Annotated in this window: 19 protein-coding genes; 7 read left to right on the forward strand and 12 right to left on the reverse strand. The window is 72.3% G+C overall.

Annotated features, from left to right (window positions below):
* The 3 genes from HII36_RS43655 to HII36_RS43665 all read right to left on the reverse strand — a co-directional run.
* Positions 1-1,094 (reverse strand): CU044_5270 family protein (locus HII36_RS43655; RefSeq protein WP_173529240.1); only part of this gene is annotated, 1,094 nt, incomplete at its 3' end.
* Entirely contained in the window at positions 1,087-1,698 is a 612-nt protein-coding gene (locus tag HII36_RS43660; RefSeq protein WP_173529241.1) for an RNA polymerase sigma factor, read from the reverse strand. The genes HII36_RS43655 and HII36_RS43660, both read right to left, overlap by 8 nt.
* Before the next feature lie 48 nt (positions 1,699-1,746).
* Entirely contained in the window at positions 1,747-3,297 is a 1,551-nt protein-coding gene (locus HII36_RS43665) for an alkaline phosphatase D family protein (protein ID WP_173529242.1), read from the reverse strand.
* A 238-nt stretch (positions 3,298-3,535) separates the two neighbouring features.
* Here HII36_RS43665 and HII36_RS43670 point away from each other — a divergent pair, with 238 nt between their 5' ends.
* Together HII36_RS43670 and HII36_RS43675 are read left to right on the forward strand one after the other, a co-directional pair.
* Positions 3,536-4,813, forward strand: a complete 1,278-nt coding sequence (locus tag HII36_RS43670) for a Glu/Leu/Phe/Val family dehydrogenase (RefSeq protein WP_173529243.1) — start codon at positions 3,536-3,538, stop codon at positions 4,811-4,813.
* Positions 4,814-4,896: 83 nt separating this feature from the next.
* Complete coding sequence (locus tag HII36_RS43675) at positions 4,897-5,091, forward strand: hypothetical protein (protein WP_173529244.1); 195 nt, start codon at positions 4,897-4,899, stop codon at positions 5,089-5,091.
* A 4-nt stretch (positions 5,092-5,095) separates the two neighbouring features.
* On the opposite strand, the gene HII36_RS43680 is transcribed toward HII36_RS43675, so the two are convergent.
* On the reverse strand, positions 5,096-5,539 hold the full coding sequence (locus HII36_RS43680) for a MarR family winged helix-turn-helix transcriptional regulator (RefSeq protein ID WP_173529245.1): 444 nt from the start codon (positions 5,537-5,539) through the stop codon (positions 5,096-5,098).
* Positions 5,540-5,651: 112 nt separating this feature from the next.
* On the opposite strand from HII36_RS43680, the gene HII36_RS43685 reads away from it, so the two are divergent.
* From HII36_RS43685 to HII36_RS43700, 4 genes are all read left to right on the forward strand, one after another.
* Positions 5,652-6,668 (forward strand): substrate-binding domain-containing protein, encoded by a 1,017-nt coding sequence (locus HII36_RS43685; RefSeq protein ID WP_236004553.1) that lies wholly within the window; start codon positions 5,652-5,654, stop codon positions 6,666-6,668.
* 56 nt (positions 6,669-6,724) lie between these two features.
* Entirely contained in the window at positions 6,725-8,107 is a 1,383-nt protein-coding gene (locus HII36_RS43690) for an APC family permease (RefSeq protein ID WP_173529247.1), read from the forward strand.
* Positions 8,104-9,111, forward strand: coding sequence for an acetamidase/formamidase family protein (locus HII36_RS43695; protein ID WP_173529248.1), 1,008 nt, complete (start codon positions 8,104-8,106; stop codon positions 9,109-9,111). The genes HII36_RS43690 and HII36_RS43695 overlap by 4 nt, the downstream gene beginning before the upstream one ends.
* Before the next feature lie 76 nt (positions 9,112-9,187).
* Positions 9,188-10,015, forward strand: coding sequence for a trypsin-like serine peptidase (locus tag HII36_RS43700; protein WP_173529249.1), 828 nt, complete (start codon positions 9,188-9,190; stop codon positions 10,013-10,015).
* Here HII36_RS43700 and HII36_RS43705 read toward each other — a convergent pair.
* The 3 genes from HII36_RS43705 to HII36_RS43715 are packed head-to-tail and all read right to left on the reverse strand — an operon-like array spanning position 9,996 to position 12,171.
* Positions 9,996-10,895: a Gfo/Idh/MocA family protein gene (locus tag HII36_RS43705; protein WP_173529250.1), complete on the reverse strand. Its 900-nt coding sequence runs from the start codon at positions 10,893-10,895 to the stop codon at positions 9,996-9,998. The two genes, HII36_RS43700 and HII36_RS43705, sit on opposite strands and share 20 nt — an antisense overlap.
* Positions 10,892-11,815 (reverse strand): NAD-dependent epimerase/dehydratase family protein, encoded by a 924-nt coding sequence (locus HII36_RS43710; protein ID WP_173529251.1) that lies wholly within the window; start codon positions 11,813-11,815, stop codon positions 10,892-10,894. The genes HII36_RS43705 and HII36_RS43710 overlap by 4 nt, the downstream gene beginning before the upstream one ends.
* A gap of 2 nt (positions 11,816-11,817) precedes the next feature.
* The gene (locus tag HII36_RS43715) at positions 11,818-12,171 is read right to left on the reverse strand and encodes a YrdB family protein (RefSeq protein WP_173529252.1); all 354 of its coding nucleotides are present in this window, start codon (positions 12,169-12,171) and stop codon (positions 11,818-11,820) included.
* Positions 12,172-12,287: 116 nt separating this feature from the next.
* Between HII36_RS43715 and HII36_RS43720 the strand changes: the two genes are divergently transcribed.
* On the forward strand, positions 12,288-12,986 hold the full coding sequence (locus tag HII36_RS43720) for a TetR/AcrR family transcriptional regulator (RefSeq protein ID WP_173529253.1): 699 nt from the start codon (positions 12,288-12,290) through the stop codon (positions 12,984-12,986).
* Here HII36_RS43720 and HII36_RS43725 read toward each other — a convergent pair.
* From HII36_RS43725 to HII36_RS43745, 5 genes are all read right to left on the reverse strand, one after another.
* Positions 12,976-13,563: a TetR/AcrR family transcriptional regulator gene (locus tag HII36_RS43725; protein ID WP_173529254.1), complete on the reverse strand. Its 588-nt coding sequence runs from the start codon at positions 13,561-13,563 to the stop codon at positions 12,976-12,978. The genes HII36_RS43720 and HII36_RS43725 overlap by 11 nt on opposite strands.
* Positions 13,564-13,583: 20 nt before the next feature.
* Positions 13,584-15,920: a PEP/pyruvate-binding domain-containing protein gene (locus HII36_RS43730; RefSeq protein ID WP_173529255.1), complete on the reverse strand. Its 2,337-nt coding sequence runs from the start codon at positions 15,918-15,920 to the stop codon at positions 13,584-13,586.
* Positions 15,921-15,957: 37 nt separating this feature from the next.
* Positions 15,958-17,343 carry an MDR family MFS transporter gene (locus tag HII36_RS43735; protein ID WP_173529256.1) on the reverse strand — a complete coding sequence of 462 codons (1,386 nt, stop codon included), beginning with the start codon at positions 17,341-17,343 and terminating at the stop codon, positions 15,958-15,960.
* Positions 17,344-17,431: 88 nt separating this feature from the next.
* Positions 17,432-18,223, reverse strand: a complete 792-nt coding sequence (locus HII36_RS43740; RefSeq protein WP_328808161.1) for an ABC transporter permease — start codon at positions 18,221-18,223, stop codon at positions 17,432-17,434.
* Positions 18,220-18,422: ATP-binding protein DrrA1-3 family domain-containing protein (locus HII36_RS43745; protein WP_173529257.1), on the reverse strand; the 203-nt coding region annotated here is incomplete at its 5' end. The genes HII36_RS43745 and HII36_RS43740, both read right to left, overlap by 4 nt.

Here is an 18,422-nt window from a genome sequence, read left to right on the forward strand (position 1 = left end):
GAGTCCGGGATCGGCGTCGGGGCGGCGCTCTCGTCGGTGGGCGGCTCGGCCGGTCGCGGCTGCTCGCAGGTCACGTCCTTGGGATCGCGCGGCAGCTGCCTGGGCAGGCTGTCCACCACGGAGATCTTGAGCTGCGCCGTCAGCGCGACCACCGACCCCGCGGGCGCCTGGGCCGCCGCCGGGTCCACCACCGTCGCCCGCTCGCCCAGGACCAGGTGCGTGGCCGGGTCGAAGATGAGCTGGCTGAGCGTCCCGTCGCTCTCGGGCAGGCCGAGCGCCACGCCGGTGCGCCCGGCCGAGTCGGCCACGCCGTCCGCCACCTGGACGCCGGGGATCGTCTTGACCGCCTCGAACAGCGCGTCGCGCTGCGCCTTGGGCAGGTACGTCTCCCGCACCAGGTCGCCCGCGTGGGTGAAGGCGGCCTGATCGGCGTCGACGTCCTTGCCCGGGCTCGGCGCGCTCGCCCGGTAGAGGTGCTCGCGCATCTTGGCCGGGTCGGCGGGCAGCGTGCTCAGGTAGGCGTAGTCCCTGCGCGCGGCCGGGCCGAGCGTGCCGGGGCACGAGGCCAGCGGGCTCCAGTCCGCCCCCTGCCAGCCGCGCGCGGACGCGGGCAGCTCCCGGCCGTCAGGCCAGGGCCTCGGCTCGCGGCCCTCGATGTACAGCAGGCCGTCGGCGGCGCCGTCCACGGACTGCCAGATCTTCCTGTGCGTACGGTAGAGGTGGCGCGTCTCCTTGCCCTCGTCCCCGAAGGCGAACGAGCCGTACATGGTGTCGGACTCGACCAGGATGAACTGCCCCGGCCGCGGGTCGAGCTCGGCGAAGTCGGTGCCGGCCATGACGGCGCTCTGGTCGCCGCCCGGGGTGGCCGTGATGCTCTGCCCGCCCTGGTTCGACAGTGCGACGGTGACGCCCCCGACCAGTGCCACCGTCACGCCGAACGCGGCCACCGCCTGCCAGCCCAGCCGCGGTAGCCGGAACCCGCGCCGCCCGCGGGCCTCCTCGATCAGCCGCTCGCGCGCCCGTGCCCGCGCCTGCTCACGGTAGGGCGGCACCGCCGGCCGACCATCGGCGAACGTCCGGATCTCGTCATCCATGCTGGGGCTCCTCTGCGAAGGGATCGATGCCGCCGAGCGCCCTGCGTACCTTGACGCGGAGCCGGTGCAGCCTGGACCTGACGGTGCCCACGGGCACGCCGAGCGCCAGCGCCGCGTCCTCGTAGGTCAGGTCGGCCCAGGCGACCAGCAGCAGCAGGTCTCGCTCGGCCGCGCTGAGCCCGGTCAGCGCGCCGGCCAGCCTGGGCTGGAGCTGTTCGGCGGTGACCCGGTCGGCGCTGCGGTCGTCGAACGTGCCGGGACGCTCCACGACGACCTTGGCCATGGCCGCGTTGCGCCGCCGCTCGGCCCTGCGGTGCTGGGAGATGACGTTGGTGGCGATGCCGTACAGCCAGGGCCTGGCGTCCGGCCAGGCGCGGTCGTAGCGGGCCCGCCGGCGGAACGCGACGAGGAACACCTCCCCCGTCACGTCTTCGGCCAGTTCCGCGCCGAGCCGGCGGGCGGCGTACCGGTGGATCTCGTCGGCGTGCCGGTCGAACAGCGCCGCGAAACTCTCCGGGTCGTCGAGCGATCGCCCGATCATCGCCGCATCGTCCAGCGTCTGCGGTACCTCCTGAACACCCACCACGTGCCGGTCCTCTCTCATGCGGTCACCCTGTTGTTGACCGCATGCCGGGACCCGGTTCCACCTATTTCATGAATCTACCTGGACGGAATCGATGGGCTTGAGCGTGTTTCCGGTGGATTCGTACCAGGTGATCGTGCCGGGGAAGGTGAGCGTGGCAAGAGCGTTCTGGAACCACGGGCCCTTGGTGATCCGCCACCGGAACGGCGGCCTGGGCACGCCCGCGAGCCTGGCCAGCAGCCCGCCGGCCAGCGTGGCGATCCCGAACTGGGTGACGACGTTGGCCCAGCGCAGCAGCCTGCTGAGCGGGTTGCGGATGGGCGAGCACACCACCTGGTAGACCTGGCCGGGACGGGACCGGGCGAGGTAGGAGAAGTGCACGTCGCCCGACAGGACGAGCACCGGCCGGCCGAGGCTCACCAGCAGCCGGGACAGGTCCTCGAACGAGCGCCGGAAGGCCGCCCAGTGTTCCAGGTCGACGGCCTGGCGGAACTTCTCCGACCAGCGCCGCACGGTGGCGCCCCACCTGCCGTCGCACAGTGCCTCGTTCCAGTTCTGCACCCCGTGCACGCCCTCGGGCAGCAGGAACGGGATCGACGAGCCGATCACCAGGCGTCCGGTGGAGGTGGTGACCTGCTCTTCGAGCCAGGCCCACTCCCCCGGGTCGAGCATGCGGCGGTCGCCGGGCGTGAGCTGCCTGGCGCACCTGGTGTCGATCATGATGAGCCGGGTGTGGCCGAGGTCGCGGGCGTAGCTCCAGCGGTTGCTGCTCGGCTCGGCGTCGGCCCGCTCGGCGAACGCGTCGAGCGCGTCCTCGCCCTCGCCCTTGAGCAGCGCCTGGTAGAGCGGGTCGGCCGCGCGCTCGGCCGGCGAGAGGTTGCCCAGGTGCTGGTAGATCCAGTACGCGCCGAGCCCGGAGATGACCCGGCGCCGCCACCACGACGTCTGCGCCATCTGCTCGCGCCAGGGCTGGGAGGTGTTCCAGTCGTCGCGCAGGTCGTGGTCGTCGAAGATCATGGCGGTCGGCACGGTGGACAGCAGCCAGCGGATCTCCGGATCGGTCCAGGCCAGCCGGTAGAGCTCGGCATACTCCTCGAAATCCGCGATCTCCCCCTGTGGCGGCGTGTCGCGGCGAGCCCGGATGTATTCCAGCATTTCCGGCGCCGGGCTGTCGGCGTAGACCTGGTCGCCGAGCAGCAGCAACAGGTCGGGCCAGGCCTCCTCGCCGCCGTCCGCCAGGTGCCCGCCGTAGGCCCGCAGGACGTCTTCCCCGTGCGTACGGACGTGCGCGGCGTCGTGCGGCACGCTGGTACGGCACGAGCCGAACGCCAGCCGCCGCGGCCCCTCGGGCGGCAGCAGCCTGATCCGGCTCGGCGGCGACCCGGGAAGGGGCCACACGGGGTCCCCATCGAGGTCAACGGAGTAGGAGTCGATATCCTGGGATAAGCCAGTCAGATCGACGATCGCGTAATGGTGACCGTGCACGGTGAAGGTGGGCGACCGATAAGACCTGCCTGCGGCCGCCACGGTGACCGTGCAGGGCTCGCCGGTCTCGACCCAGATCGAGGCGTCGGCCGAATCGACATGACGCAGCATGGGCCCCACCACGAGTGCGGGCATGGCACCCCCCGAGATTCGACAGTTCGGCACACTCTCGGCTCCAAGCCTGCCAGAGTGGCACGTTCCCAGTCTGTGGATCACGGGCTTGGATTTATGACAACAGATCAGCCACGAACCCGAAAACCGTAGGCAACCTCAAACGCCTCGTTCTAGGCTGATCTCCACAAGAACGCCCAAAAGGGGCAGGCAATGGCGCCTCCCCGCGATTTGGGCGTCCATAACAGGAGGAATCTCTTCCATGAGCATCATGGTGCCGTCAAAGACGCCGGCGCTGATCACTCCGGGGCAACAGGCACTCGAATCCGCGCTCCACCAGCTCAACCAGGCCGCCGAGCAGCTCGGGCTCGACGACGGGCTCAGGACCATGCTGGCCACGCCGCGCCGCTCGCTGACCGTCTCGGTCCCGGTCCGCCGTGAAGACGGTCGCATGGACGTCGTCCAGGGCTTCCGCGTCCAGCACAACGTCTCTCGCGGCCCCGCCAAGGGCGGCATCCGGTTTCATCCCAGCACCGACATCCACGAGGTCACCGCGCTCGCGATGTGGATGACGTGGAAGTGCGCGCTGGTCGGCATCCCGTACGGCGGCGCCAAGGGCGGCGTGGCCGTGGACCCGACCGTGCTCACCACGCGCGAGCTGGAGCGCCTGACCCGCCGCTACGTCAACGAGATCCTGCCGCTGATCGGCCCGGAGAAGGACATCCCGGCTCCCGACGTCGGCACCGACGAGCAGACCATGGCCTGGATCATGGACACCTACAGCGTCAACGCGGGCTACTCGGTGCCCGGCGTGGTCACCGGCAAGCCGATGACGCTGGGCGGCTCGCTCGGCCGGGCCGGCGCGACCTCGCGCGGCGTGCAGATCGCGGCGCTGGCCGCGCTCGGCCGCTCGCCCGAGGGCGTCACGGTGGCCGTGCAGGGCTTCGGCAAGGTCGGCGCGCTGGCCGCGCAGTACCTGTCCGACGCCGGCGCCAAGGTGGTGGCCGTCTCCGACGTCACCGGCGCGGTCCACTCGGCCCGCGGCCTGGACGTCGCCGACCTGCGGGCCTGGGTGGCCGAGACCGGCGGCGTGACGGGCTACCGCCACGGCGACACGCTGGGCCACGACGAGCTGTTCGAGCTGGACGTGGACGTGCTGGTCCCGGCCGCGCTGGAAGGCGTGATCACCGAGGCCAACGCGCCGCGCATCCGCGCCCGCCTGATCGTGGAGGGCGCCAACGGCCCGACCACACCGGAGGCCGACGAGATCCTGGCCGCCAACGGCACCACGATCGTGCCGGACATCCTGGCCAACGCCGGCGGCGTGATCGTGTCGTACCTGGAGTGGGTGCAGAACATGCAGGCCTTCTCCTGGAGCTCCAACGAGGTCGAGGTCAAGCTGCGCGACCTGATGGAGGGGGCGTTCGGCGAGGTCAAGTCGCTGGCCGCGGAGCGCGGGCTGACGCTCAGGCAGGCCGCGCACGTCATCGGCGTCGGACGGGTGGCCGAGGCGCACCAGATGCGCGGGCTCTACCCCTGATCCGGGCGACGGCTACTTAAGTAGTCACCGGGCTCGCCCAAGGTTCGATGCCGGGGCGGGCCCGTTCGCGCGACCGTGGAGCCATGAGAGGTTTCGTGGGTTTCATCGCGCTCCTGCAAGGTCTCGGCGGTTTCGTGGGCCGGGTGGCGTTCGACAGTGAATGGGGTCTGCTGCACCGCGTCGCGGACCTGCCGACACCGGCCTACCTGGCCGTGGCCGCGGCCGGCGCGGCCCTGCTGATCTGGTCCGACAGCGACAAGAAGCGCGGCAAGGGCTGACCGGTCAGGGCGCTGCCTCCGCCTCCAGCGCCCGCACCAGCTCCTCCAGGTCGCGTTTGAGCTGCTCGGTGCGTTCCACACCGAACGCGGCCGCGATCAGCCCGTGGTGCCCGGCCACCGCGCCGTCGACCCGCGCCAGCAGCTCGGCCCCGCGATCCGCGACGAACACCGCCACCCGCCGCCGATCGCCCGCCGAAGGACCCCGGTAGACCAGCGCCCGGTCGATCAGCCGGTCGACCGCCTTGGTCAGCGTCGGGTGCGGCATCAGCACCGCCTCGGCCAGCTCCCCCATCGAGTGCCCCCGGCCGTCGGCCAGGGCACGCAGGATCCGCCACTGCTCGACCGTGACGTCCTCACCGGCCAGGGCCGCCGACAACCCCCGGTTCACGCTCCGCTCGGCCCTGCTGAGCAGGTACGCGAGGGAGGAACCCAGCCCGGTCGTCGCCATGAAATTAGGTCCTTTCACCGGAGAGCCACAAAGGAGGATACTCGTCGGCGTGGCGGTGATCATCGATCCTTTCGAGGCGCGGCTCTTGCCTTCAGACGCGGTCAGGATCGGCTTGATCGTACCCGTTTCCGGGGTTCTCGGGCTGGTCGGACCGTGCGCGATCAACTGCGCGACCCTGGCCGCCGACGAGCTCAACGCCCGGGGCGGGGTGCTGGGCCGGCCGGTCGAGCTGGTGCTCGTCGACGGCGGCAGGCCCGCCCGCGTGGTGGCCGCCGAGGTGTCGGACCTGGTCGCGACGGGCACGGTGGAGGCCGTCGCGGGCACGCACGCCAGCGACGTCCGGGTCGAGGTGGTCGCGGCGATCGCCGGCCGCGTCCCTTTCGTCTACGCGCCGCCCTACGAGGGCGGCGGCCACGCCCCCGGCGTCTACTTCCTCGGCGAGACCCCGGGCAGGCAACTCGCCCCCGGCATCGACCGGCTGGCGGGCGCCCGTAGGGCGCGCCGCTGGTACCTGCTCGGCAACGACTACGTCTGGCCGCGCCTGGTCGGCGCCGCCGCCCGCCGCCGGCTGCGCGCGCTGGGCGCCACCGTCGCGGGCGAGGCGTACGTCGGCTACGGCCAGGCCGCGGGCTGGCTCGACCGGGTGGCCGAGTCCAGGCCGGACGCCATCCTGCTCACCTTGATCGGCAGCGACCTGATGGCGTTCAACCGCGCCTACGCCGCCGCCGGGCTCGGCGCCGCCCGGCTGTGCGGGGCGCTGGAGGAGCACGGCCTGCTCGGCATCGGCGGCGACGGCACCGGCGAGCTGTACACGTCCATGGGGTACTTCCGCGACCTGCGCACCGACGCGAGCCTCGACTTCGCCGAGCGGTACGCGGCCAGGTTCGGCGCCGACGCGCCCATGCTCAACGCGCACGGCCACGGCTGCTACGAGGCGGTGGCCATGCTGGCCGCGCTGTCGGCCCGCGCGGGCACGCTCGCGGTGCCCGCGCTCGACGCCGTCGCCGACGGCACCACGATCACCAGCGCGCGCGGCGAACTGACGCTGCTGGACCGCCAGGTGCGCCAGCGGGTGCACCTGGGCAGGGCCGATGGTCTCGGTTTCTTCCTGGAGAAACCTTTTCACTAGAAAGCTTTGCGTCTAAGGTGCCAATCGCCCCCCAACCAGCAAGGAGCCGTGCACACATGAGCACCGTTGAGCAGTTCGGCTACCGCCAAGAGCTCAAGCGAACCCTGGGGTTCACCGACCTGATGATCTATGGCCTGATCTTCATGGTGCCGATCGCGCCATTCGGCATCTTCGGCAACGTCTTCGCCAACTCCGGCGGCATGGTCGCGCTGGCCTACATCATCGGCCTGGTCGCCATGGCGTTCAGCGCCCTGTCCTACGCACAGATGGCCAAGGCCTTCCCGATGGCGGGATCCGTCTACACCTACGCCGGCCGCGGCATCGCAGCGCCGGTCGGCTTCATGGCCGGCTGGATGATCCTGCTCGACTACGTGCTCGTGCCCTCCCTGCTCTACCTGGTGGCGGGGGTGTTCATGAACTCCTTCGTGCCCGGGATCCCGATCTGGGGCTGGATCATCGTCTTCGTCCTGCTCAACACCGTCGTCAACTACCTGGGCATCCAGATGACGGTCAGGATGACGCGGATCATGCTCGTCGCCGAGCTGATCGTCCTGGCGATCTTCCTGGTGATCGGCGGCATCGCGCTCGCGCAGGGCAAGGCCACCGCCGGGTTCTTCACGCCGCTCTACGACTCCACCACGTTCTCCGTGTCGCTGGTGTTCGGCGCGGCCTCGCTCGCGGTGCTCTCCTTCCTCGGCTTCGACGGCATCTCCACGCTGGCCGAGGAGAACAAGGAGGACGCCAGGCGGCTCGGCCGTTCCATGGTCGCCGCGCTGGGGCTGGCCGCCCTGCTGTTCGTGGTGCAGACCTGGGTGGCGGCGCTGCTGGTGCCCAACCGCGCCGAGCTGTTCCAGGCCGCGGAGGCCGGTGACGCCGGCCCGCTCGACGCCGCGTTCAGCACCCTCGCCGAGTACGCGGGCGGCGCCTGGCTGGCCGTGCTCTGCGCCCTGGCCACCGCCATCGCCTGGGGCTTCGCCAACGCCATGGTGGCGCAGGCGGCCACCTCGCGCCTGCTGTTCGCCATGGGACGCGACCGCCAGCTCCCCTCCTTCCTGGCCAAGGTCGACAGCAAGCACCAGGCCCCGGTCAACGCCACGCTGCTGGTCGCCCTGATCTCCCTGGGGCTCGGCATCTACATGAGCACCAGGGACGACGGCCTGCCGCTGCTCGGCCAGCTCGTCAACTTCGGCGCGATGACCGCCTTCCTGCTGCTGCACCTGTCCGTGATCGTCCACTACGCGATCAGGCAGCGCACCCAGAACTGGTGGGCGCACGTGATCGCGCCCGTGATCGGCATCGCCGTCCTGGGGGCCGTCATCTACAACCAGAAGGTCCTGGCACAGTGGATCGGCGGGGTCTGGCTCGCCATCGGGCTGGTCGTCCTCGCCGTCTCCTACGTCATGGGCCGCAGGCCCACCCTTCCTTCGGAGGTCAAGTGAACGTCGTGTCCTACCGGCCCTCTCCCGAGGAGCTCAGTTACACCTTCGGGGGCCGCGCACCCGTCGGCAAGGTGCGGCCGGGCACGATCCTGGAGCTGTACACGGAAGACTGCTTCGGCGGCCGCGTGCGGAGCGTGGCCGACCTGCCGTCGCAGGTGTGCGAGTTCCCGTACCTGAACCCGGTCACCGGCCCCTTCTACGTGGAGGGGGCCGAGCCCGGCGACACGCTGGCGCTGCACTTCGTCTCGATCACGCCGGCCAGGGACTGGGCGGTGTCCACCACGTTCCCCCACTTCGGCGCGCTGACCAGCACCCACACCACGGCCACGCTGCAGCCGCCGCTGGAGGAGCGCGTCTGGCGCTACGACCTCGACCTGGACAAGGGGGTGGCGGTCTACCACGCGCGCAACAGCGACTACAGCGTGGCCCTGCCGCTCGACCCCATGCACGGCACGGTCGGCGTGGCGCCGGGCGCGAACGAGGCCCGCATGACGATCACCCCCGACGCGCACGGCGGCAACATGGACACCCCGGAGCTGCGCGCGGGCGTCACCGCCTACCTGGGCGTGAACGTCGAGGGCGGCCTGTTCGCCATCGGCGACGGCCACGCGCTGCAGGGTCACGGCGAGGTGTGCGGCACCGCGGTCGAGGCCGCGATGAACACGGTCGTCGCGGTCGAGCTGATCAAGGGCGTGGCCACGCCGTGGCCCCGGCTGGAGGACGATCTGCACCTGATGTCCACCGGTTCGGCCCGGCCGCTGGAGGACGCCTACCGCATCAGCCAGCACGACCTGGTCACCTGGACCTCCGAGCTGACCGGCCTCGACACGCTCGACGCCTACCAGCTCGTCAGCCAGGGCGGCCAGGCGCCGGTCGGGAACGTGTGCGACACGAACTACACCATGGTCGCCAAGCTCCCCAAGGCGTACCTGAAGGCGCCCGCCGCGTACGCGGACGCGCACGAGCGGCTGCGTGCGCTCAGCCGCGAGTACTCCGCCGGGTGAAACCGCAGCTCCCAGGTTAGGTAAACCTTGGAGTTGCAGGTCAGAGGCCTGATCATCTTCCCCGTACAGTGGGAAGGTGCTCAGGTTGGCCCTGTCTCTGGCTCTGCTCGATCCGACTGGCATCGCCGAGGTGCCGCAACTCAACGTCCCCCAGCCCCGGGTGCTGACGCCGCACGGCGACCGCCTGGGATACGCGCCGGTGCCGCGCCCCTACACCGGGGCGCGGCGCCTGACCGGGGTCCTGCTCGGCCGCGATCCCGTCTCCAGGACGACCGTGATGTGCGGCGGCGCGGTGATCGGCTCACGCAGCCGGAGCCTGGTGCTGACCGCCGCCCACTGCCTCTACCACGAGGGGCGGCTGCTGCGGCGGCTGGCCTTCCTGCCCGGCTACGACCGGGGCAGGCCGCCGCTGGGCATCTGGCCGGCCGTGCGCACCTGGGTGCCGGCCCGCTGGCGCAGCCGGCCGTACTCGCCGCAACTGCTGCCGTACGACGTGGCCCTGGTCGGGGTGGCCAGGCGGGGCCGGCCGCTGGAGGCGGTCACCGGGCGCGGGCTGCGGCCGATGAGCACCACCAGGGGCACCCCGCTGCGCGGCCTGGAGCTGCTGGGCTACCCGGCGGGCAAACGGTATCCCGGCACGCAGCTGTACCGGTGCGTGGGCGACGCGGCCGAGGCGGTCTCCGACGGCCCCGGGCTGATGGTCACCCGCAACTGCCACGCCGCCGCGGGCGGGAGCGGCGGCCCCGCCCTGTACGGCGACGCGGTGGCCGGCGTGGTCTCCTCCTCCAGCCCGCTGGGCGACGCCAAGGGCTACACGGTGCTGGCCAGGCTCGGCGACCGGCCGTTCACCCGCATGTTCGCCAGGGCCGACCGCTCGATGCGGCTCAACCCGCCGCGGACGTAGCGCGGGTCACGACGTCTTCGCAGATGGCGTGACTGACCAGGGCGTCGGCGCCGCTGATCACGCGGCCTTCGCGCACCGCGGACAGGAACTCCAGGCAGATCTGCTCGATGCCACGTTGCCTGGAGACGGGCACCCAGTCGGGCCGGCGGGCCAGCGTCTCGCCGCCCCGGTAGTCGACCACGTCGCCCAGGTTGACCACCCTGCGCTTGCCGCCGTCGCCCATGACCTCGCAGGTCTCCTCGCTGGCGCCGCTCACCCGGTTCATCACGCCCAGCGCGGTGAAACCGGCCCCCGACAGCTCCAGGACGATGTGCTCGATCAGCCCGTCCCTGGTGCGGGTGTTGATCCTGGTCTCGGTGACCTCGCCGGGGACGAGGAAGCGCAGCGTGTCGACGACGTGGATGAAGTCGTCGAAGACCGCCCGCCTGGGCAGGTCGGGGTGGTTGTCGCGGTTCTTCTCCATCAGCACCAGGTGCCTGGGCAGGGTGGCCAGCTCGGCGTAGCCGGGGGCGTGGCGGCGGTTGAAGCCGGTCATGAGCGACCGGCCCGCGGACTCGGCCTGGCGGACCAGCCGCTCGCAGTCGGCCAGGTTGTCGGCGATCGGCTTGTCCACGTAGACGTGGATCCCGGCGTCGAGCAGCGACTCCACGATCTCCGGGTGGGCGGAGGTGGCCGCGTGCACGAACGCCGCCTCGACCCCGGCCTTGATCACCTCGTCGACCGAGGTGTGCCTGGCGGCGATCCGGTGGGCGTCGCCGAGCCGGTCGAGCCTGGCGGCGTTGCGGGTGCACAGGTGGAGTTCGAGCCCTGGCTGGGCGGCGAGCACGGGAAGGTAGGCCTTCTCCGCGATGTCACCCAGGCCGATCATCGCTGTCTTCATCCGTCGAGCGTAGCCTTCAGCGCCAGGTCGATGGGGGTAGGCGCGACACCGAAGGTGCGCTGGAAGGCGGTGGAGTCCAGCACGTACGGCGCGGTGAACTGGTAGCGGACGTGCTTCAACTCCCCCACCATGGGCGAGAACAGGCCGAGCGCGCGCACCAGCGGCCACGGGAGCTGCGCCAGCTTCGGCGCCGGACGATCGAGCAGCGCGGCCATCCGCGCCCCGAGCTGCCTGAACGTCAGCGGCTCCGCGCTCGGCACGTGCCAGGGCCGGCCCCAGGCCCGCTCGTCGGCGCCCGCCACGATGAGCGCGTCGGCCACGTCCGGCAGGTACGTCCAGGTGTGCGGCATGTCGGCCGGCCACAGGAGCTGGATCGTCTTGCCCGCCCTGAGCGGGACGAGGAACCTGTCGCCCAGGTACGACTGGTCGCTGGCGCCGGGGCCGAAGTAGTCGGAGCCGCGCACCTCGGTCACCCTGATGCGCCCGGCCTCGTGCGCGGCCAGCGCGTCGGCCCACATCTTGGCCCTGACCTGGGCCTTCGGGCTGGTGGACGCCAGCGGCAGATCCTCGGTCAGCGGGCCGTCGACCGGCCCGTACGGGTAGAGGTTGCCCAGGATCGTCAGCACGGCCCCGGTCGACTCGGCGGCGGCCAGGAACGAGGCGGCCATCGGCGGCCAGTCGGTGAGCCAGCGGTGGTAGCGCGGGTTCACGCAGTTGTACAGGACGTCCGCGCCCCGGGTGACCTCGATGAGCCTGGCCCGGCCGATGACGGGGTCGGCGACGTCCGCGGCGACCTTGACGGCTCCGTCGGGCCCGCTGCCCGACCTGGTCACGACGGTGACCTGGCGCCCCTGGGTGAGGAGCTTGCCGGCCAGGTGCGTACCGACCTGGCCGGAGCCCACGACGACGTGCTTACCCATGATCAGCCCTGCTTCCAGATGAGGCGGAGTACCGCGTTGACGATGAAGGCGGCGGCGAAGGCGATCGCCGGGGTGGCCGCGCCGGCCGCGTAGAGAGCCGCGGCGCCGCCGCCGAACCAGACGATCTCCAGGACGACGCGGGCCAGGCCGGTGGCCGGGAAGGTGGCGTTGGCGCCGCCGCCGGCGCCGAACAGCGCCCAGGCGGCGATGAACAGCGCGGGCCCGCCGAGCCCGGCCAGCAGCTTGATCGGCCAGCCCGCGTTGAGCGTGAAGCCCCAGTAGCCGACCGCGGCCAGCACGCCCAGCTCCAGGACGAACATCAGGGCCAGGTTGGCGTTCTTGGCCAGGGTCAACATGGTGAGGCTCCTTCAATGACTGCCGTTCGCTTACGAGAGCAATGCTCTCTCAAAAGAGCGGCATTCGTCAAGAGCAGTGCTCTCGTTTTTTCTCAGTGCTCTGGTAGCCTGCTGGCATGACAGCGAGCCGTACCGCGAGAGAACGTGTCAGAGCCGAGCTGACCAGGGAGATCGCCGACATCGCGCGGCGTCAGCTGGCCACCGAGGGAGCCGGCGGCCTGTCGCTGCGGGCCGTGGCGCGGGAGATGGGCATGGTCTCCTCGGCCATCTACCGCTACTTCCCCAGCCGCGACGACCTGCTGACCACCCTGATCATCGACGGGTACAACGCGCTCGGCGAGGCCGTGGAACGCGCCGAGTCCGCCTGCCCGCGCGACGACCACCTGGGCCGCTGGCTGGCCACCTGCCACGCGATCCGCGATTGGGCGGTGGCGCACCCGCACGAGTACGCCCTGCTCTACGGCTCCCCCGTGCCCGGCTACCAGGCGCCGCAGGACACCGTCGAGGCCCGGGTGCGCGACGTGCGCGTGCTCGGCCGCATCGTCGCCGACGCGGTGGCCGCCGGGGCGATCCGGCCGCCGTCGCCGGACCCGGCCCCGCCGGAATCGCTGGCCGCCGACGCGGCGAACATCAGGGAGCTCATGCCCGGCGCGTCCGACGCGGTGGTCATGCGCGCCATCACCGCCTGGACCGGCGTGTACGGCTGGGTCAACTTCGAGGTGTTCGGCCAGTTCGACAACACCGTCGCGGAGCGGCGCGCGGCCTTCGAGCACTCCGTGCGGCTGCTGGCCGGGCTGCTCGGCCTCACTTCGTGAGCAGCGGCACCAGCACCTCGTCGACGATCTCGACCAGCAGGCCGTCGGGGATGGGCAGCCCGTCGAACAGGAAGTGCTGGCGCAGCAGCGCCTGACCGGTCTCCAGCCGTCGGGGCGTGACCACCGCGGGGTCGACCTCGCCGCGCTCCACGGCGCGGCGCACGACCTCCGCCATCATCTTCCTGCCCGCGCCCTGCGAGTGCGCGCGCAGCTCGGCGGCCCTGGACTCGTCGCTCAGCGCCTCGCCGAGCAGGCCGCGCATCGCCTCGCCCGCCGGGCCCGACAGGGCCTGGGCGGTGCGGCGCAGCAGGGCCAGCAGGTCGTCGCGCAGGTTGCCGGTGTCGGGCGAGGAGCCCGGGCCGGGCAGCGAGTGGTAGACCGCCGCCATCACCAGCTCGATCCTGGTCGGCCAGCGCCGGTAGAGCGAGGCCTTGCTCGCCCTGGCGCGTTCCGCGACGCGTTCCATGGTGAGCCGCGCGTAGCCGACCTCGGCCAGCTCGTCGAGCGTGGCCTGGAAGATCGCGGCGCTGAGCGCCTCGCCCCGGCGCCGTGGCAGCTTGCGGTGGTCGGTCACCATGCCCCCGATCCTACGAAGCGTCAGGAGGCCTGCCGGACCGTGCCCGCGTCGCCGTCCACGGTCACGAGCCGGCCGTCCGCCAGCACGGACGTGCCCGCGCCGGTGCCCATGACGGCCGGGATGCCGTACTCCCTGGCCACGATGGCCGCGTGGGAGGCCGAGCCGCCGCTGTCGACCACCACGGCCGCGGCCCGCTGGAACAGCGGGGTCCACGACGGGTTCGTGTACGGGCAGACGAGTACGTCGCCGCTGGTCAGCGTGCCGAAGTCGGCGGCGTCCCTGATCACGCGGACCGGTCCGGTGGCGACGCCGCCGCTGGCCGGGGTGCCGGTGACGAGCGCGTCCCCGCTCTCGCGGGCCGGGAAGATCGCCCTCGGGTCGATCATGCGCACGCCCGACAGCTCCTCACGCTTGGCCGCGCGGGCCAGGGCCGCCTGCCCGAGCCGCGCCCGGTCGCGCTCGGGGATCGCCTCGACGTCCGCGACGCCTTCCAGCTCCTCCAGGCGCAGGTGGAAGACGTCCTCGGGACGTTCGAGCACGCCCGCGCCGCACAACCGGCGGCCGATCTCCAGCAGCGACCTGCGCAGCACGGGCAGCGGCATCGTGAAGTAGAAGTGGCTGTCCTCCCTGAACGCGACGCCGGCCCGGGCCGCCGCCACCCACCGGGTCAGCAGCCGGGCGGGGAGCGGGCGCGGACGGGCCAGCAGGCGGGCGAGCGCGGTGTCGGCCGGCTGCGGCCTGGGCGGGCCCGCGGCCAGCACCTTGATCAGGCCGCGTACCGTGTCGGGGGCGTCCGCCCAGGTGGGCGGGGTGACCAGGATGGGGCTGGCGGTCTCGCGGTGGCCGTACTCGGCCAGGAACGCGGGCAGCTTCTCCTCGTGGTCCGGGTCGGCGGCCAGCCGTTCGAGCGCGTGGTTGGCGTCACCGGTACGGGTACGCGCCCCGGCGATCAGCTCGCCGAACAGCGCGCCGCGTCCGATGAGCTTGGTGACCAGCAGCAGGCGCAGCAGCGCGAAGCCGGTGCGCGGCAGGTAGTCGATGCGCAGGTCGGCCACCGGCGAGACCAGGTCGAGCGCCTGCCTGGGCACGCCGATGAGCTCGCGCCAGCTCATCGCGGCCAGGTCGCGCCCGGCCAGGCGCTCGCAGCGGTCCAGGAACGAGCGGAAGCGCGGGTCACGCGTCCAGCGGGCCGGGTCGTGCCGCCAGGCCCGGACGGCCAGGCGGACGGGCGCGGCGAGCACGCCGGGTCCCGGCCTGGGCGACGGCGGCACGAGCCGGTAGGCGACGCCGTCCTCCTCCTCGACGAACCCCTCGAACGCGCCGCGCACGCCGAAGCTCGCCGTCACCCTGCCCATGAGCCCGGCCGGGCCGTGCGGGAGCCAGGTGGTCATGTCGATCGGGTACGGCCGCTCCGGCAGGTATTCGAGCAGGACCGTGCCCAGCCTGCGCCTGATCGGGTTGAGCGGGCCGAGCGGCGGTGGCGGCAGCGCGGTCATCGGCCTGGCCTGCAGCAGGTGGACCCGGCCGCCGGCGTACGCCCACTCGATGTCCTGGGGACGGCCGAAGTGCCCGGCCACCGCCGCGCCCAGCCCGGCCAGCTCCTTCAGCACGGCGTCGGACAGCAGCCGTTCCCCCTGCCCGCCCCGCTCTCCCTGCCGGCTGGTCACGCCGCCGCCCGTGGTGGCGCGGATGACGACCTCGCGCCGGCCCGGCGTGAACGCGGTGACCACGCCCGACCGGTCGAGCACGTAGTGGTCGGGGGTGACCAGGCCGGACACCACGGCCTCGCCCAGTCCCTCGCCGGCGTCCACCACGGTCTGGTCGCGGTCGCCGGTGACCGGGTTCGCGGTGAACATCACCCCGGCCGTCTCCGCCTCGATCATGCGCTGGACGACGACCGCGATGCTGACGTCCGAGATGCCGAGCCTGGCCCGGTAGGCGACGGCGCGCTCGTTCCAGAGCGAGCCCCAGCAGCGGCGTACCGCGTCGATCAGGGTGTCCTCGCCGATCACGTTCAGGTAGGTGTCCTGCTGGCCGGCAAAGGCGGCGCCGGGCAGGTCCTCGGCGGTGGCGCTGGACCGCACGGCCACCGGGCCGCCGCCCAGCTCGGCGTACCCGTCGGCGATGGCCCGGTACAGGTCGGCGGGCAGGTCGGCGGGCAGGTCGGCGGGCAGGTCGGCCCGCTCCACCGGGCCTTGTTTCCCGGCGGCGACCAGGTCGTAGGCCGCGGTGGTCACCACGAAACCGGGCGGGACGTGGAAGCCGCTCCTGACGAGCTCGCCCAGGTTGGCGCCCTTGCCGCCGGCCAGCGGCAGGTCCTGCCGGCCGAGCGCGTTCAGCGGCACGACGAGTCTCACGATCTCTCCTCCACGACGGTCGGCAGGGTCACGAGCTTCACGATCTCTCCTCCACGTACGCGGTGGTCCGGAGCGGGCGCGCGGGCAGCGCGATGGCCAGCAGGAACGCCACCGCCAGCAGCGGCGCCATGGCCGCGAACACGGGCGGCACGGCCGCGGCGAACGCGTCGCGCGCGGCGGGCGGCAGGTCGGCGGCCCCCGTCACCGGGACCTCGCCGGAGAAGCGCCAGGTGATCAGCGCGCCCACCAGCGCGACCCCGGCCGAGGCGCCGATCTGGCGCAGGAACGTCACCGCCGAGGTGGCCGCGCCCAGGTCGGCGCGGGTGACGGCGTTCTGCGCGACCAGCACCATGACCTGCATGACCAGGCCGACCCCGAGCCCGATGAGCAGCATCACGGCCGCGACGGCGACCGGCGATCCCCCGGCGAGCGGCAGCAGCGCCAGCCCGGTCGCGGCCACGGCCGTGCCCGCGACCGGGTAGCGCTTGTACCTGCCGGTCCTGGTGATGAGCCGGCCCGACACGACGGTGGTCGTCAGCACGCCCGCCATGAGCGCGGTCACCGTCAGCCCGGCCTGGGTGGCGCTGGAGCGCAGCGCGATCTGCAGGTACGCCGGCATGTACGCCAGCGTCCCGAACAGCGCGAACCCGATGAGCAGGCTGATCGTGACCGGCACCGCGAAGGCCCGGTCGCGGAACAGCCGCAGCGGCAGCACCGGGTCGGCCGCGAAGCGCGCGCTGACCAGCCAGGCCGCCAGGCCCACCGCCGCCACCGCCAGGAACACCGGGTTCCCGGTCTGGCCGAGCAGCACCACGCCCACCACGCCGAGCGCCAGCGTGAGCGCGCCCGCCACGTCGAGCGGCGCCCCGGACGGCTCCGGCCTGGGCAGGCGCAGGGTGGCGGTGAGCACCACCAGCGCGAGCAGGCCCAGCGGCGGGTAGATCGCGAAGATCCACCGCCAGCTCAGCCGGTCGATGAAGAACCCGCCGACGAGCGGCCCGCCGACGGCGGCGAACACGTACGCGGAGCCGATCAGGGCCAGGTACCTGCCGCGCTCGCGCGGGCTGACGAGCTCGCCGATGATCGCCTGGGCGCCGATCATCAGGCCGCCACCGCCGATGCCCTGCACCGCGCGGAAGGCGACGAACTGCGGCATCGACGTGGCCAGCGCGCACAACACGGCGCCGGCCACGAAGACCACGATGGCGAACTGCATCACCGGCTTGCGGCCGAGCCTGTCGCCGAGCTTGCCGTAGACGGGCATGACCACCGTGGCGGCGACCAGGTAGGCGCTGATCACGGCCGGCATCTGGTCGAGGCCGCCCAGGCTGCCGGCCACGGCGGGCAGGGCCGGGGCCATGATCGTCTGATCGAGGGCCCCGAGCAGCATCGCCAGGATGAGGCCGGACAGGACCAGTGGCATGGCGTCGCTCCTTAGAGAACGAACCGTTCTCTAAGGAGCATAGGTTTCGCCGCGAGGAAACGCAACGTTCACTATCGGGTGTCGGGGATCACCCGGCGGTGCGGCGGCGGAAGAGGATCGCCGCGACAGGAACGCTGACCAGGATGAGGCCGGCCAGCCAGGCGGCGGCGACCCAGCCCGCGTTCCCCAGCGGCTGGTCGAGCAGGAGCGCGCGCAGCGTCGTCACGATGGGCGTGATCGGCTGGTGCTCGGCGAACCCGCGCAGCACGCTCGGCATGGTCTCCGCGGGCACCACCCCGTCCGAGAGGTACGGCAGGAACAGCACCACGAAGCTGAAGGCGCCCGCGGCCTGCTCCGAGCTCACCAGCAGGCCCCACAGGGCGGCGAGCGCGGACATGGCCAGCACGTACCCGGCGACGACGGCCAGCGCCAGCGCCCAGTCCGCGCCCCCGGCCTGCGGGCGGAAGCCCAGGAGGACGGCCACGGCCAGGGAGATCGCCGTGACCGACACGTTGCGGACGAGCGAGCCGAGCACGTGGCTGGCCGGGACGACCCAGCCGCTGATCGGCAGGGTGCGGAAGCGGTCGATCATCCCGTCACGCATGTCCAGCGCGATGCTCACCGCCGTCAGCGCCGCGCCGTACCCGCCGCACATGAGCAGCACGGCCGGGACGACGAAGTCGATGTAGGCCAGGCCGCTGGACCCGGTGCTGATCGCGCCGCCGAAGACGTACACGAAGATGACCATGATGAGCACCGGCATGGCGATGTTCACGATGAGGCCGTCGGGCGTGCGAATCTCCCTGCGCAGCGCGCGGACGACGAGACGCCCCAGGTCGGACAGTACGCGCGGGCGGGTGGCGACGGTTGCGGCGTTCACGCGGCGACCTCCGTGAGTTCGAAGAAGACGTCGTCGAGCGTGGGGGTGCGCAGTTCGACCCGCTCGACCTGGATGTTGGCGTGGTGCAGCAGGTCCAGGGCGCGGCGCAGGTGGTCGGCGTCCTGGACACCCAGCGTCAGCTCGCGCGCCTCGACGTCGAAGTACGGCGCGGCCCCGTCCCCCTGACGAACGCCCCCAC

Origin of the sequence: Nonomuraea antri (genome assembly GCF_013283785.1) — a bacterium.
Lineage (GTDB): Bacteria > Actinomycetota > Actinomycetes > Streptosporangiales > Streptosporangiaceae > Nonomuraea > Nonomuraea antri.

Bases quoted from the DNA above. Each gene is read 5' to 3' on its own strand.
- HII36_RS43675 (WP_173529244.1), top strand. From the start codon at position 4,897: ATGAGAGGTTTCGTGGGTTTCATCGCGCTCCTGCAAGGTCTCGGCGGT.
- HII36_RS43720 (WP_173529253.1), top strand. From the start codon at position 12,288: ATGACAGCGAGCCGTACCGCGAGAGAACGTGTCAGAGCCGAGCTGACC.
- HII36_RS43715 (WP_173529252.1), bottom strand. From the start codon at position 12,171: ATGTTGACCCTGGCCAAGAACGCCAACCTGGCCCTGATGTTCGTCCTG.
- HII36_RS43710 (WP_173529251.1), bottom strand. From the start codon at position 11,815: ATGGGTAAGCACGTCGTCGTGGGCTCCGGCCAGGTCGGTACGCACCTG.
- HII36_RS43665 (WP_173529242.1), bottom strand. From the start codon at position 3,297: ATGCCCGCACTCGTGGTGGGGCCCATGCTGCGTCATGTCGATTCGGCC.
- HII36_RS43735 (WP_173529256.1), bottom strand. From the start codon at position 17,343: ATGCCACTGGTCCTGTCCGGCCTCATCCTGGCGATGCTGCTCGGGGCC.
- HII36_RS43690 (WP_173529247.1), top strand. From the start codon at position 6,725: ATGAGCACCGTTGAGCAGTTCGGCTACCGCCAAGAGCTCAAGCGAACC.
- HII36_RS43680 (WP_173529245.1), bottom strand. From the start codon at position 5,539: ATGGCGACGACCGGGCTGGGTTCCTCCCTCGCGTACCTGCTCAGCAGG.
- HII36_RS43670 (WP_173529243.1), top strand. From the start codon at position 3,536: ATGAGCATCATGGTGCCGTCAAAGACGCCGGCGCTGATCACTCCGGGG.
- HII36_RS43705 (WP_173529250.1), bottom strand. From the start codon at position 10,895: ATGAAGACAGCGATGATCGGCCTGGGTGACATCGCGGAGAAGGCCTAC.
- HII36_RS43660 (WP_173529241.1), bottom strand. From the start codon at position 1,698: ATGAGAGAGGACCGGCACGTGGTGGGTGTTCAGGAGGTACCGCAGACG.
- HII36_RS43725 (WP_173529254.1), bottom strand. From the start codon at position 13,563: ATGGTGACCGACCACCGCAAGCTGCCACGGCGCCGGGGCGAGGCGCTC.